The 14,818-nt window shown below is 59.5% G+C and carries 11 protein-coding genes and 3 pseudogenes; 8 read left to right on the forward strand and 6 right to left on the reverse strand.

What is annotated here, in order from left to right; all coding sequences use genetic code 11:
* Positions 1-166: 166 nt before the first annotated feature.
* Together B5V02_RS22535 and B5V02_RS22540 are read right to left on the reverse strand one after the other, a co-directional pair.
* A complete protein-coding gene (locus tag B5V02_RS22535) occupies positions 167-763 on the reverse strand; it encodes a tyrosine-type recombinase/integrase (protein ID WP_111546305.1) in 597 nt (198 codons plus the stop codon).
* A 245-nt stretch (positions 764-1,008) separates the two neighbouring features.
* Positions 1,009-3,237, reverse strand: a complete 2,229-nt coding sequence (locus tag B5V02_RS22540; RefSeq protein ID WP_111546306.1) for an adenylate/guanylate cyclase domain-containing protein — start codon at positions 3,235-3,237, stop codon at positions 1,009-1,011.
* Positions 3,238-3,759: 522 nt separating this feature from the next.
* On the opposite strand from B5V02_RS22540, the gene B5V02_RS22545 reads away from it, so the two are divergent.
* Both B5V02_RS22545 and B5V02_RS22550 read left to right on the forward strand, forming a co-directional pair.
* Positions 3,760-4,326 carry a recombinase family protein gene (locus B5V02_RS22545; RefSeq protein ID WP_111546307.1) on the forward strand — a complete coding sequence of 189 codons (567 nt, stop codon included), beginning with the start codon at positions 3,760-3,762 and terminating at the stop codon, positions 4,324-4,326.
* 125 nt (positions 4,327-4,451) lie between these two features.
* A pseudogene (locus B5V02_RS22550) lies at positions 4,452-4,556 on the forward strand (transposase); the annotation flags it as partial.
* A gap of 295 nt (positions 4,557-4,851) precedes the next feature.
* Here B5V02_RS22550 and B5V02_RS22555 read toward each other — a convergent pair.
* On the reverse strand, positions 4,852-5,574 hold the full coding sequence (locus B5V02_RS22555) for a haloacid dehalogenase type II (protein WP_111546640.1): 723 nt from the start codon (positions 5,572-5,574) through the stop codon (positions 4,852-4,854).
* Between the two features lie 83 nt (positions 5,575-5,657).
* A pseudogene (locus B5V02_RS22560) lies at positions 5,658-6,583 on the reverse strand (DMT family transporter).
* Between the two features lie 208 nt (positions 6,584-6,791).
* On the opposite strand from B5V02_RS22560, the gene B5V02_RS22565 reads away from it, so the two are divergent.
* Positions 6,792-7,682, forward strand: a complete 891-nt coding sequence (locus B5V02_RS22565; protein WP_111546308.1) for a LysR family transcriptional regulator — start codon at positions 6,792-6,794, stop codon at positions 7,680-7,682.
* A 277-nt stretch (positions 7,683-7,959) separates the two neighbouring features.
* The gene (locus tag B5V02_RS22570; RefSeq protein ID WP_111546309.1) at positions 7,960-8,988 is read left to right on the forward strand and encodes an IS110 family RNA-guided transposase; all 1,029 of its coding nucleotides are present in this window, start codon (positions 7,960-7,962) and stop codon (positions 8,986-8,988) included.
* Here the strand turns inward: B5V02_RS22570 and B5V02_RS40180 are convergent.
* Both B5V02_RS40180 and B5V02_RS22585 read right to left on the reverse strand, forming a co-directional pair.
* Positions 8,930-9,466, reverse strand: coding sequence for a hypothetical protein (locus B5V02_RS40180; RefSeq protein WP_146606137.1), 537 nt, complete (start codon positions 9,464-9,466; stop codon positions 8,930-8,932). The genes B5V02_RS22570 and B5V02_RS40180 overlap by 59 nt on opposite strands.
* Before the next feature lie 446 nt (positions 9,467-9,912).
* On the reverse strand, positions 9,913-10,803 hold the full coding sequence (locus B5V02_RS22585) for a thermonuclease family protein (RefSeq protein ID WP_111546312.1): 891 nt from the start codon (positions 10,801-10,803) through the stop codon (positions 9,913-9,915).
* Between the two features lie 519 nt (positions 10,804-11,322).
* Between B5V02_RS22585 and B5V02_RS22590 the strand changes: the two genes are divergently transcribed.
* From B5V02_RS22590 to istB, 4 genes and pseudogenes are all read left to right on the forward strand, one after another.
* On the forward strand, positions 11,323-12,078 hold the full coding sequence (locus tag B5V02_RS22590; RefSeq protein WP_111546641.1) for a hypothetical protein: 756 nt from the start codon (positions 11,323-11,325) through the stop codon (positions 12,076-12,078).
* Positions 12,065-12,613, forward strand: coding sequence for a PIN domain-containing protein (locus B5V02_RS22595; RefSeq protein ID WP_167458622.1), 549 nt, complete (start codon positions 12,065-12,067; stop codon positions 12,611-12,613). Before B5V02_RS22590 ends, B5V02_RS22595 begins: the two co-directional genes overlap by 14 nt.
* A 676-nt stretch (positions 12,614-13,289) precedes the next feature.
* Entirely contained in the window at positions 13,290-13,832 is a 543-nt protein-coding gene (locus tag B5V02_RS22605; protein ID WP_111546315.1) for a cytochrome b, read from the forward strand.
* A 28-nt stretch (positions 13,833-13,860) separates the two neighbouring features.
* A pseudogene (gene istB, locus B5V02_RS22610) lies at positions 13,861-14,460 on the forward strand (IS21-like element helper ATPase IstB); the annotation flags it as partial.
* Positions 14,461-14,818: the final 358 nt, after the last annotated feature.

A 14,818-nucleotide genomic window follows, 5' to 3' on the forward strand; every position in this document is an offset into this window, starting at 1 on the left:
TTTCTGTCGAAGCTGGAAGGTCCCTCTCGAAGAATTGGGGGCTCGGAGACCGACAGGTTACCGCGGCGGTGACAGCTTTTGGCAGCAGCGGACGATACGCTCCTAGTGATCAAGCGTCCGCATCGGGTCACGGAGCGACGCTTGTGAATGCGCCGCTCCGCATACTTCAGAGTTCAACCTGTTCAGAGATCGCCAATGCGTCATCGACTTCGATGCCGAGGTAACGGACGGTGCTCTCCAGCTTCGTGTGACCGAGAAGCAGTTGCACAGCTCGGATGTTGCCGGTCTTCTTGTAGATCTGCGACGCCTTTGTCCGCCTCATTGAGTGCGTACCGTATCGTTTCGGGTCGAGGCCGATGCTGGCCACCCATCTGCCTACGATCCTCCCATACTGCCTCGTAGACATGTGCGGCTTAGCGCGAACCCGGCTGGGGAAAAGGAAATCCCTTTCGGTCAGGCCTCGGCGTGCTATCCATGCACCGACGGCCGCGCGTGTCTGCTCCGTGATCTCGAACTGCACTGGCCGCCCTGTCTTCTTCTGTACGATAACCGCCCGATCACGCACGCTACCCGAAAGGGCGACGTCTCCGACGGTGATCGTGACCAAGTCGCAACCGCGCAGCTTGCTGTCGATCGCGAGATTGAACAGCGCAAGATCGCGTTCTGCGCCTGATACCTGCAGTCGCGTCCGGATGCTCCAGACTTCTCGTGGCTTGAGCGGAGGCTTCTGGCCAACAATGTGGCCTCGGTTCCAACTAGGCATGGTCCTTCTCCCATGCCGCCCTCCACAGCCGCAGCGCCCGATCCGAGCCCGCAAATTGTACGTCTCGCCTGGAGCCGCCTCCGAGGATTCTGTTCGAAAGGTTACCGACTTGCGACTTGCGGCGTGTCCGATTAAGTGGACCACGGTAATGGGCGCACTCGCGCCAATTGTCGACGTTTGCAGTTATGCCAACAACGTCGCGTCTACTCGGCAAGCAGACTTACGGCCTTGCGGCATTTGGGAGTTCACTTGACGACCGAAAACTCGAACTGGTCCCCGCGGTAAACGGCCTTGTATTCGTCGTCGCGCCCCGGCGTCCTGAACACATTGCGAAAAATCGCCCCACAGCTTGTCAGTTCTCTGGGAAAGGCGTTGCACAAGAAATCGCCTTGCACCCACGAGGTTCCTACGCTGCTCCTCTGGCCAACGGTCTCGCTGACGGCGCCGTCGACCGAGGTTGTGCGCTGCATCGGCAGGAACGTGGGCATTACCAATTTTCCGCGCGTTTCGTGCCCGAACATGAGAGACTTTATTTCCGCCCCTGTGAGCCGGTCCTTCGGATTCATGCCTGCCTTTGCCAATGCCGGCAGCTCTGGCACACCTGCCTTGGTCAGCCCGGCCAAAAGGCGTTCGATATCGGCCGTATTCTTGAACACCATGTAATCCTGGGTCATCAACTGGCTCGGCCCCCTGTCCACCCGCCCAACAACCTTCCTAAGCGTTTCCAAAGCCGCCGCGGCCTGGTCTGTGCGCCCAAGATGCCCATAAGCCGAAATAAGGACCTGCAGGGCATAAAATTTCGCCCGTGGATCGGCCGATATAAGGTCCATCTTCTCGATAGAGCGAACCGCGTCCTCAAACTTCTCCTGGCCGAACTCGGCCAGTCCGGCTTGGTAGCGCCTGTAGTCCATCCACGAGTTTGGGTCGACGCGCGCAGCCGCATCGAGATAGCTAAGCACTTCCTTCGGCCTGCCGTTGAAATTCAGAGCATTGGCCAGCGAGAGATAATTCCAAGTATCGCTGGGATCGAGCGCCACCGACTTCAGAAGAACGGTAACTGCGTCGTCCGAGTCGTGCTCGCGGACCATCAACTCGGCGACGAGCTGATAGTAGCCCGGCGAAGGATCCCTGGCCGCCGCTTCCAGGGTTTCATAGATCTTGCCCTGGGCCACGTCGGTCGTAAGCCCCATTACTACGACCCGACCGACATCCGCGTCCCAGTAGGCCCAGGCGAGCTGGGCGTACGCCGCGCCGAAATCGGGGTCGAGTTGCACGGCTTGCTGGAAATACTTCACAGCCTGCGCAAACTCCGCGGGCGTGTTGATACGGTTGTAGATGTCCATCCCCTTGAGATAGGCCTCATAGGCCTCGGGATTACTGGTGCCTCCGGCCCGGGTAGCCGGCGCGCCGCTCACCAGGCGGAGCTGGAGCGCACCCGCGATGCTGCTGACAACGCCGTCCTGCAGCGCGAATACGTCTGCCCACCGGCCGTCGAAACGCTGCGCCCAGAGATGTCTGGAAGTCGAGCCATCGATCAGCTGCGCATTGATGCGCATGTCGTCGCCGACGCGGCGAATCGAGCCTTTCAGCAGGTATCGGACGCCCAATGCCGCCGCAATCTCCTTCGGGTCCTTGTCCTTGTAAGCGGAGGCCGCGTTGGGGGAGAAGACGAAAAGACCCGGCACACGCGCCAGTGCGGTCGTCAGATCCTCGGTGAAGCCGTTGGCGAGATATTCTTGTTCCTTGTCGTCGCTGAGATTGTCGAAGGGCAGGACGACTAGCGAGGGCCGGGTGTCGGCTGCCTCGCTGACGGTCGGAACGGCAAGCTGTGCAGGCCTCTCCCACGGCTGCCACCATGCTACTGCAAGGCCGAGAGCCAGGACGAGAACACCCGCCGCGACTGGAAGACGCCAGGCGCGCGGCTGGCGGCGAGCATGGAGGGTCTTGCCCGCTGCCGCTGGATCAAGCAGTACGCGATACGCCCGAACTGGTTCGGTGATGTTCTTAACCCTCTGTTCGCCCATTGACTCAAATGTGAACGCTAGCTTCCTCTCGACCTCCTTGGCCACTTTTCCCGAGACGCAGATGCCGCCCGGTTTCGCTAACTGCTGAAGTCTGGCCGCGATGTTGACCCCATCGCCATACCGGTCGTCGCCGTCAACGATCACCTCGCCGAGGTTGATACCGATCCGCACCAGGATCTGTTCCGACTCGGGAAGCGAGGCGTTGCGCTCGGACAGGCCGCGCTGCAGCGACACTGCACATTCGACGGCATCGACGACACTGCCGAATTCGGCCAGCATCCCATCGCCCATCAGCTTGAAGATATGGCCGTGGTGGCGAGCAATTTCGGGTTCGAACAGTTCTTTGCGCCCGGCACGAAGGCGTTCGAATGTACCGGCCTCATCGCGCTCCATCAGAGCCGAATAGCCCACTACATCTGCGGCTAAAATCGCGGAAAGCTTGCGATCCATCGTCGGCCTCGCCCCAGCGGATCATAGTATTGGTTGTTCTGAAAGGAAACCGACCTCACCAGCAATTCCCTTCTTCCGCACGTTTGATGGACCGCTGATACGGCGAGGTGTAACCAATGTCGTAGTCACCACATTCGAGACATTAGAGCTTGCCTGCCGGAATGGCTCGTTTGGGTCACGTCACGACGATACTCGCAGCGACTTGAAGGTCCGCTATTGAAGATCCGAGGCCCGAAGCTGCCGGTCCGTTACCGGCCCAAAAGAAGTCATGGCTGCATCGCGCCCCAATGCCGTCGTTCAGTGAAATCCTATGATGATCCTGAACCCCCCACTAGTTCATCAGTGCGGCGGCGCAGGCGGAAGCCGTGTCGATCCAACGATGCATTGCTGGCTAGACGTCCACATGGGCAGGGTCTATCGGACGTTCGGGAACGCAGCTCATGTGCCGTCCAATAAGGTTGGTATTGACTTTTGGGCACATCTGACTCAACAGTCTAGGTGCTATTGGACACGGAGGGTCGGATGCAGGTCGGTTACGCGAGAACTTCAACGGAAGAACAGGTGGCGGGGTTGGAGGCACAGGTCCGTGATGTTAAGGTCGCCGGTTGCGAGGAAGTCTTTTCAGAGCAGGTGTCGGCTCTTGGGGATCGGAAGGAACTGGACCGTGCTCTGAAGTTCCTGCGCAAGGGCGACACGCTGGTGGTCACGAAGATTGACCGCCTGGCACGCAATACACGCACCTTGGGCGAACTCGTCGATGGCCTGCATGGACGCGGCGTCGGGCTGAAGGTGCTGCAATTTGGCAAGGAGACGCTGGACACGACCGGAGCCTACGGTCGGCTGATGCTAAACATGTTCGCCGCTTTCGCCGAGTTCGAGCGGGACCTGATGAGAGAGCGACAGAAGGAAGGCATCGCGAAGGCGAAGGCAGAGAAGAAATACAAAGGGCGGAAGCCGACGGCGCGAGCAAAGGCCGGTGAGGCGGTCGTCTTGTTCCAGCAGCAGAAGTCCGTGTCAGAGATCGCCGCGTCCCTCGGCATCGGGCGAGGGTCAGTCTACCGAGCGCTTGCGGCTGCTGGCCTCAGGTAGCCCACGGTATGCAAGTGTGGCGCGGACATCCTTCGGCTGGTCGTTGATCTGAGCCCCGGAAACTGGACTGTTCAGATTTGGAGTTTTCCGCCGTAATTTCCTGGCTGGGAGAGGAGCGGAAGACGATGAAGGCATCGAAGTTTTCGGACGCGCAGAAGGCGTTCATTCTGAAGCAGGGAGCGTATGGGATTCCGGTGGCGGAGATCTGCCGGCGTGCCGGGATCAGCCAGGAAATTACGGCGGAAAACTCCAAATCTGAACGGTCCAGTTTCTTGGGCTCAGATCACCCTACCTTCACGATCCCCAGGCCAGGATTAAAGGAACATCAGTTCCCTCGCCGGCCTATCGGCCGCAGATAGTGGCTGCTTCCGAGCATCTGCTTCCCGGAAGCCGGCGGGCTGCTTTCGACGAATTGCTTGAAAAACTCTCGAAGTGGACCTTGGCAACCATCGGTCCGCGACTGTCTCCTTCCAGATCGGCTCGGGCGCGCGGTGTCACGCAATAGGCTGTTTGGCGGTTCGAACATCAGCCCCGTATTTCTTCAGCGTGCGCCTTCACGAGGTCGGCCATGCTGTCGAAGCGAAAATCCACCGTCGGTACATCGCCGGGGTTCATCGTGGCGCCGAAGCCCTGATCCGCATGCCGGCGATAGATCCAGCACGATGTCAGGCCGAGGCGGTTTGCGGGAGCGTGATCGTGGAACAGGCTTTCCGCGGTGTGTAGGATCTCTCGCTTCTCGACTCCGATTGTACCGAGCTTTTCGAGCATATAGTCGAAGTTCCGGTCGGAAGGCTTGTAGGAGCCGATATCTTCCGCCGTATAGATCGCGTCGAAATCAACGCCGAGCTTCTTGTTGCTAAACGAGAAACTTTTGTTGTCAACGTTGGAGAGGATGATCAGCTTGTAGTGCTTTTTGAGGTACTGCAAGGCTTCCGCGGAGTCGGCAAAAGCCGGCCATTCCCTCACGCTTTCCCCATACGCCACGCATTCCTCTCGAGTGACGACGACACCCCACTCCTCCGCAAGTCGCTTGTAAACGATGGGCAGGAGGTCGCGGTAGCGTTTCCCCGGCGTCCATTTCTGCTGACTGGATTCGTGCCGGGCGTGCGCCTCGAGAATCTCGTTCCGGCTTAAGCTGCGGGCAGCCCTTTCAGTCAGCGGCTTAAGGCCGTCGATCATGCCGGACTCCCAATCGATCAGGGTGCCGTAGCAGTCGAAGGTCAGGGCTTTGAATTCTGTGAGTTTCATGAAACTACCTCCTTTGATGTCCATGGGTGAAGCGACGCTGACGTGGATCGCCATCAATCATGAGGTCGATTTCGCCTCGGTGATTAGCCGACATGATGCTGACTGAGCTGAAAGTCCTTCGACGCGCGCTGCCCGACGAGGTGAACCAGACGCCGAACAGTGTCACCGCAAGGCCAACCAGCATCGGCTTCGAAAGTGGCTCGCCGAACATCGACCAGCCCCAGAGCATCGTCACCGGTGGGCTGAGATAGATCACGCTGCTGACCTGTGAGGCCGTGTAGAGGCGCAGGCTTGCATAATAGATGCCGTAGCAGCAGAAGGTCGAAAATAGCACCAGCCAGGCAATGCCGAACCCGAAACGGGCATCGAGGGGCGGCATCAGCCCGCCATTCCATCCGGCGCAAGCGGCGAAAAGGATCGCCGCTGTCAAGCATTGGATGCACAGGCTCTGATGAATGGGCATATTGATCGTCCCCATCCGCTTCTGAACCACCGTTGCCAGCGCCAGAACCGCCATGGACACAACAGTCAGCGCATATGCCCAAGCCGGGGCCGTCCCGAGGGTCAGGCTGTCCAGCGAGACGATGAGAACGCCGGTCACTCCGAGAGCCGTTCCGACCCATTGTCTCCCGGTCAATCGATGTCCCAGAACCGGCTGCGACAAGGCTGCAATGGCGAGAGGCACAAGATCGGAAATCAGTGCGACAAGGCCAGTCGGCACCCGCTGGCCGATGGCAAGCGCGAATCCGCCCAGATAGAGGAACATCGTCGCCACGCCGAAGACAATCTGCTGGAGCAGGGCACGGGCGTTGACGCGCGGTCCGATCAGGAGAGCAAATGGCAGGAGGATCAATCCGGATATCAAGGTCCGCCAGAACAGCACCAGCATGACATCGGCATTCTCGCTGGCGTAGCGGATGCCGACGAAGCCGGAACTCCAGCTTACGACCAGCGCCGTCGCCATTGTTGGCCATACGAGGCGATGGATCTTGGTTTGCAGGAGCGTCATGAAATCTCTTTGTTCAAGCCGGCCCGTGACCCCGAAGCGGAGCATGGCCGACGTTGGCTCAGACCATTGAAGGCACCAGCGCGGGTTTGCACATGACAAATTTCGATCCGATCATGAAGCGGTCAGAAAAATCGCCATACTGGCTTGCCTGAAAGGCATCGGAGGATCAGAAATTGGCGTGTCTCTTTAGTTTCGAGCGAGGATTGTCATGGCCGGACTGATGAGCCGCCGCTTGGATGTCGACGCCTTGCGCGCACTGGTCGCGATCGAGAAGCACGGCGGCGTGACGCGCGCGGCCGAAATTCTCGGCCTGTCGCAGTCGGCCGTCAGCCACAAGATCAAGAGACTCGAAATGAGTCTCGACTGCGAAATCCTCACCCGAAAAGCAAACGCGCCGATGTTCACCACGGCCGGACAGGACCTGCTTGGCTATGCGCGGCGCATTCTGGGCATCCATGACGAAGCGGTCCTGAGCCTGTCGAAAAGCTCTTTGCAAGGCAAGATCGCGCTGGGAATGACCGAGGATACGACCTGCACGGACCTTTCGCGCATTCTTGGCCGGTTTCGCCGGCTCTACCCGGAGGTGAGCGTCCGAACTCGGGTGCGCATGAGCCTCGTGTTGCAGGAGCAGCTCAGCCAGGGAGCCCTTGATGCCGCCATCATCCAGGTATTCCAGCACGAGGTCCGCCCCGCCGACATCCTCCTGTTCCGCGAGACGCTGCATTGGGTGAAATCCCGCGATCTGGTTCTGTCGAGCGGGAAGCCGGTCCCATTTCTTTCCTTCGATGAAAATTGCTTTTACCGGCGCTGGGGCATCGACGTCGGGCAGGACGAGGATACGGTGTTGGAAACCGTATTCGAATGCTCCAGCGCAGCCGGAATCATTGCAGGCGTGACAGCGGGCCTCGGCGTGGCACTCTTGAGTCAGCGGTACCTGCAGCCCGACATGGAGATTGTCGACAACAAATTCCCCAAGCCTCCAGACCTGGCTTATGTCATCAGGCGCGCGCGCACCCCCAGGAACCCCGCGCTAGAGACTCTGGTCAGGGAGATCGAGGCTGAGGTAAAGCGTTACGGGACGCTTCAAATCGCCGTCTGAGCGCGCCGCGCTGCGAAAGCTGGCACGTCAATCCTTCGGCTGCTCGCCGGCAGTTCGTCCATAGTTGGCCGTTTCGCCCGCTCTTCCAATAAGATTACGCGGCATTCCGCCGCCCTCAAAGCAAGGGCCGCTTCTGGCGCAAAGCGGGGGGCATAGCGCTGGTGGTCGGCTTTTCGCGCAAACATCCCGAAAGCGGAGGTTCCGTTTTTGATGCGGTGGACGGCTCTCCACCCCCTTGCGGCTATAGTCGCGGGGTTAGAGCTGGAGGAGAACTGCCATGGGAATTGCTACGACGATTGGTCTGGATATCGCGAAGTCGGTCTTTCAAGTGCACTGCGTGGATGCGGCTGGCGAGGTTGTCGCCCGCAGGAAGCTGACCCGTGGGCGGGTCTTGGGGTTCTTCGAGAATCTGCCCCGATGCCTCGTGGGGATCGAGGCATGCAGCTCCTCGCACTATTGGGCTAGAGAACTGATTGCACGAGGCCATGATGTGCGGCTGCTTCCTGCGCAGTATGTGAAGCCCTACTTGAAGCGGCAGAAGAACGATGCGGCCGATGCTGAGGCCATCTGCGAGGCCGTGACCCGGCCGACCATGCGCTTCGTGCCGGTGAAGACGCCCGAGCAGCAGAGTGTGATGATGTTGCACCGGGTTCGGTTGATGCTCAACCGCCAGCGTACCCAGCTATCGAACGCGTTGCGGGCGCATCTCTCGGAGTTCGGTATCGTGGCGCCGATCGGTCGGGGCGGGATCGAGCAGCTGCTTGCCGTCATCAACGACGAGAATGACCCGAGGGTGCCAGCTGACGCACGGCTCTGCCTGCAGATGCTCGAGGCGCAGCTCATGGTCGTGAAGGCGCAGATACTCGAGAATGATCGAAGGGTCCGGGCGAGTGCGAGAGAGACCGAGCTTGGTCGCAGGTTGATGGAGATACCAGGCGTAGGCCCGTTGCTGGCGAGTGCGTTCGTGGCGACCATCGCCGATGCGCATGCTTTCAAGTCGGGGCGCTGCCTCTCGGCCTGGATCGGGCTCGTGCCGAAGCAAAACTCAAGCGGAGGCAAGGAGAAGCTCGGCAGCATCTCCAAAGCCGGCAATCGTTACTTGCGCCAGATGCTCGTGGTCGGCGCGATGGCGGTCATCCGTTATGCCGAGCGCAACGGGACTAGGCGGCCATGGCTCGTGCAGTTGATGACCCGGCGAACGGCCAAGGTTGCAGCGGTTGCGCTCGCCAACAAGACCGCCCGGATGGTCAACGGTAGACAGCAGAAATCTCAGGCGGCAGGATCACCTCTCGGCCCGTCGCATTGATCTCTTTGCCCAAAAAATCTTCAAGCTCGAACACCGCTTGTCGAAGCTCTCTCATCGACTCCCGCTTAAGGTCTTCTGGATCGACGTCCCAATCGGTGTCGGTGTCAAGGTCTTCTTCGATGTTGAAGTCATACCGGATTCGCACATAGTCGTTCCGGAAAGTGCTGGACCGAATGAACTCCTCGGCGGTGCCGGAGACGCGCAAACCATGAGATTTGCCGCAATCCAGCATTGCCGTGAAATTGTGCTGGTAGGCCCGGATTTGAACCGGATCCACCCTATTGAGCCGGAGGAAGCCGCGAAGAAAGTGCTCAAGCGCCTGGAAGTACAATAGGCGCCGTGGGTGGTCCGAAAAATGCAACCGAATGTGCGAGGAGGCGGCCTCCAATGCGTCGGCGTGTGCGCGGTATGATTGGCCGAGCATATAGACGCCGACGGGTGTTACTCCCGCGCCATAGATTGTTGGGCCTTTCCCCATTCGAGCTATCGTCTAGGCTCGCTCTGCTTTGAATCGCCCTGTCGCCTCATCAATTTCTGTGACCCTCATTTGTGGCCCGACTCTACGCTCTACGATCCTGCTATGCATGCGATCGCTCGGCGTCACGATAATCGAACGAAAGAGGCCGCCGCGCTTTGACATCGCATGCCGAAGATGCTCGGCCCGACGTCGGTTCTCGGGCCGGTCGATCCATCCCTTCCCAGAAAGTCCGAAAGTGCTGTACTGGGATTGCTCGAGGTCCAAGAATCGGTCTGTCCAGAGGGTCACAACCACCGCTTTTCCGTCATCGGTGATTGCCGACCATGTGCGCCGCGGATTGCGGACCGTGGCGCCTAGTCTTGCATAAGCCTCAGTTAGGGTTTTGCACTCCGCTTCGGGCTCGGTCTTCATTGTTTTCCTTTTCTCCCACCTGGTTTCTAGCTGGATCAGCAGAGCGTCTCGCACGCCTTGCCGTCGCCATCGGCGTCAAGCTTGCGACCCCACGAGCAATTATGAAGATACCACTGCGCCGCGGCGCACGAGCCGACCTGCGCACAGTACCGCCGCGGCTGGCACGAATAGCTTTGTGCGACCTGCCCACTGCCCACAATGCCGAGCGGCTGGCTGATCGCCGGCTGCGGATCGTCGGAATGCCCTGCACGCCAATCCCAAGGTTGATCGAACCGGCCTTGCCAGACACCGCGGTGGGCTGCCTTGGCTGTGCCTTGCTCTGCGGCGAAAGCCCCGTTGGAATAGCGAGGCCAGTCTAGAGCGAGACCTTGTTCAACGAGCCATCGCTGGACACTGACGCCATCGGCTCGCTCGCAATTCCCGACAAGCCGGCCGTAGCGATCACGTTCGACAAAGCTGCAATGCAGTGGTCGCGATGCCGCCAGGAACTCGTCCAAGGCTTGGGCAGCGCGGCGTCCGCATGGGTATTCGAAGCCCTTGGCGTCGTCGCAATACTGCCGGCTCTCTGGTGCGTCGATGCCATTGAAACGGATACGCTGGCCAGCGATCTCGACCGTGTCGCCGTCGATGATAGAGGCGCGACCATCTATCGGGTCGGGGAGAGGTTCCGTCCAACTCGATATCGTGCCTTGAAGGACGGCGCCGTGTTGCATGACGAACTGCGTCGTGTAGGCCGCAATCGCGGCCGCTGTCACGAAAACGAGCCGCATCGGCACGCCGGCGAGGCTGCCCCAGCGATAGCGCTTCGCTCCAGTGTGTTTGCGCCACTGGTTAGACCGATTGCCAGGGTAACGGTAAACCTTGCCCACGCCCCTCTCTCTCCCCGGCAGGCAGAATGCTTCCAATCGGGGGTTGAGTCCATACATGAGAGATCGCTAAATCGGAGTAGGTGGAGGCGGTTTGGGATGCGTGATCACGAACTGACAGAGCGGCCTCGCCGCGGCTTTACGCCATGGAAAGAGGGGCCCGGCGACGTCGACATTGAAATGGTGGGCGGCGAGGGCGCTGCCCTTTGCCAAGCTGAACGTTTCGTGCTGGTTCGACGGATCCGATCTCGTCGGGATCGAGCATTGGGGATACCGTCGGCCACAATGGTGCATGAAGCTGAAGCCGGCCGACTGGCAGCCTTTGCCCGAAGTCTACAGGCTGGCACGCGAAGCAGAGAAGCAAGCCGCGGTCGATCTCTTCCGGGCACGGTCGAATGAACGCTCCTGCAGGCCACAGCGAGGCGCCAGAGCGAGGGAGACGCTTCGGCTTAAAGAGCGGCAGAGCCGGAATGCGCGGGTAGCAGTCACGCGCCCCTTAATCCGTCACGTGGTCTTTACCTTCGTTGTGCTCAAATGCATTGTGCTCAATTACGCCAACCCGACGATCGGGAGGAAATCATGGCGACAAGGAAGACTGGCGGCACCGAGTATCGGTTTAAGATCGATGCGTTCAGCCCTGAGACCATCCCAATGGCTCGGCTCGCAGAATACATGAAGGAACTGGCGGCTGTCCTAGGGACAGAAGCATCGGTTCATTTCGATCGTCTAGAAGCCGGCAGCACAATTCTCGTGCACAAGATCGAGAAGGAGGCGATCCCGAAAGTTCGTGATCGAGCCAGGTCGGTTATGCGCCACGACGCACCTGCCGAAGCGCAGCGCGCATACAGAAGCATCAACAAGCTCCTTAAGGAAGACAACGCCGTTGGCTCGCTGAAGGAGCCGAAAGGCGTCTTGCTTCATTTCCCGGGCCGCGAGGATAAGGTCGAGAAATATCCGCCAATCCGGCAACACGGAACATTTGACGGCAAACTGGTTGCCGTCGGTGGCGGCACTGACGTCCACGTAAGACTCGAGTCCGAAGGCACTGTGGTTGCGGGATTTACGACATCCGACCGCCGCCTCGGAAAGGAGTTGGCGAAGCATTTCGACGATGTCGTTCGACTGGTGGGATGGGCGAGTTGGTCTCGTGACGCCGACGGAAAATGGACGATGACCGGTTTCCGCATTGAAAGCTTTAAGTCTCTTCGATCTGCGTCCCTTTCTGAAGCTCTCGGCGAACTCCGTGCGCTACCGGTGCAGTTTGACGACGGCGCTTACCAGGAGCTCGATGCTGTTAGGAGCGGGCCGGGGGATCAAAAGAATGGTCGTCATTGACGCCACGCTTCTTATGCTCCTCCTGCATCCAGGCGCAGGTGTACCCCTCGACGAATCCGGCAAGCCTGTCGAACGCTCGCAGGATCGGATCGCTCATCTCATTGCATCGCTGGAGAGATCCAGGCAGCGGCTTGTGATCCCAACCCCAGCCCTTAGCGAAGTTCTCGTTCGAGTTGAACCTGGAGCGGCGCAATTGATAATTGAAAAAATCTCTGAACTTTCTGTCTTTCGGATCGAACCTTTCGACCAGCGAGCTGCCATTGAAGTCGCGGCAATGACCCGGAACTCTTTCGATGGGGGGCGCAAACCGGCTCGGCGTCCCGATGAGTCGACATGGGCTAAGCTGAAATATGATCGGCAGATCGTGGCAATCGCTGTGGTCGTTGGCGCGCGCGCGATTTATTCCGATGACAAGGGTATTCGCGCCGTCGCCGATCGACAACGAATCCCCGTCGTCCGCCTTTCGGAACTGGAACTTCCACCTGAGAGCGCACAGCACTCCATGGATTTTGAAGGGTCTCAGCCAAGCGCGTGATGTCGCCGTGGAAATCGCGGCCCCCGGCAAAAGCCCGCAACCGTGAGGCTCGCTGTACCTCATTCGGGTGTACCTCATAGGGCCATCTTGCATTCCGCGTGCGCCATTGCACTCGATCAGCAAGGGTCCGCTTCAGGGAAACCCTCACGCGCGACGCCGAGCGGTTGGCTTTCGACGAGAAGAAGAAGGCCAGAGACCTGAGGCACAGGCTGGACCTGCACGATGAAACCAAGGCAAAACTGGAATCCGATCTGGACGACAAGGTCGCTGCGGGTGCCCGCTTAGATACGTATCAGCCCCTTATAGACGATACGCCTCAATGCCCGCGCTGCCGGATATGGCGAGCAAGGAAAGAGCCCATGGTTGACCACGGGACACAAGACCAGAATTTGTTCAAGTGCCATGAGTGTGGGTACCTCGCGTTCTCTTGCCTTGAAGAGCCCCGCCACCGTTAAGGCCTGTAAGCCCCCGACACCACGATACGATACTGGATTGGGACGGCAGCGGTAAGAGTTCGATATGGTCGCCTAAGGCACCGTAGAAGCCCCGCGCGGCTGGACACCGTTGAAGGCAGGACCGGGGCGAGATCGTTACAAAACCGTAATTTGGCGGCCACAAGTCTGACAGGAAGCCAACGTAAGAAGGAGATCCTTTTTTAACAGGAGCCCCTCGTCGGATGACATCTGCCGCGTACACTTCCACCCAGAAGTTTTTGCACTGGTCTCTCTTCGTGCTTGTCCTTTTGCTCTACGCACTGACCTACGGCGAGGACCTGTTGCCTCGTGGCGATCCTACGGTCGATTCCATCTGGCGGCTGCATATTTCGTTTGGCCTTCTGTTGGCTGGCCTGGTGCTTTGGCGGGTCGTTCTCCGCGGCCTGAGAGGAGCCCCCAGTCTTCCGGATGAGATGTCGGCGCCAGAGCGGGCGGCGGCCAAGGTTGGTCACCTTGTCCTCTATGCATTATTGATTGCGATCCCTGTCCTAGGCATCCTTTTGACTTGGTTCAGGGGCAACGAGTTGAGCTTCTTCGGCCTGTTCACGGTCCCGGCTCCTTTTCCACCTGATCGAACTACGGCTCGCTCGATCCGAGAACTTCACTCATTGTGCGCGGATGGCATTCTGATAGCAGTCGGCCTGCATGCGTTGGCTGCGCTCTTCCATCATTTCATCCGCCGAGATGCGATTTTGACAAGGATGCTTCCGAAGGGGGCAAAGTAAGTCTCCGGTTGGCCACAGGCGGGCATAGCTCCGGGCCGAGCGGACCCACCGGCAGGCGCGATCGATCAGCTATCGCATCGGCGGCGCCAAGTTCCCGGTGCTCAAGGACCTGGATGCCTTCGTCTTCGCCGATACGCTGGTCGACGAGGGCCAGGTCCGGGAACTCGCAACCGGCGCCTTCCTCGACGCCAAGCGCAACGCCATCTTCATCGGCGGCACCGGCACCGGCAAAACCCATCTATGCATCGCCGTCGCTTCCGCCGTCATCCGCACACGCGCCAGAGGGCGGTTCTTCAACCTCGTCGATCTCGTCAACCAGCTTGAAGCAGGAGAAGGCCGCCGGCCGCAGTGGGCGCTTGGCCGAGAAGCTGCTGCGCCACGATCTCATCGTCATCGACGAGCTCGGCTATCTGCCGTTCAGCCAGCCTGGCGGCCAGTTGCTGTTCCACCTGATCAGCAAGCTCTATGAAAACACCTCGCTGCTGATCACCACCAACCTCGCCTTCGCCGATTGGCCCCAGGTGTTCGGGGACGCCAGATGACCACCGCCATGCTCGATCGACTAACCCATCACTGCGACATCATCGAGACCGGCAACACCAGTTGGCGTTTCAAAAACCGCAGCTGACAAAACCCTCCCCCGGACCCCCCGGGCCATTCTGCTAATGTGGGGAGATTAACTGCTCCTTGCCGCGAGATCTGTTCATCTACCGGGACCTTCTAGGCTGGTAGATGGGCAGATTTTCTAGGTCGATTCCAGAAAAGAAATCAGGGCGACCCGGCATGCCAACATTTCTGCGTTCCACCACGCCGGGCGGCAAGGATCTCTGGGTCTCCGCTGAGATTGGCGGGTCATCGGCAGCGCCACAAAAAACTGAAGTACGACGTCGTCACCAGCTGGCAAGCGTTCGACCGCAATCGACCAAACGGACCATCAGAGTAGCGCAAGAACAGGAACCTTTGGCCCTCAATTCACGCACGCATGA

Source organism: Mesorhizobium kowhaii (genome assembly GCF_003253745.1).
Taxonomy (GTDB): Bacteria; Pseudomonadota; Alphaproteobacteria; order Rhizobiales; family Rhizobiaceae; genus Mesorhizobium; species Mesorhizobium kowhaii.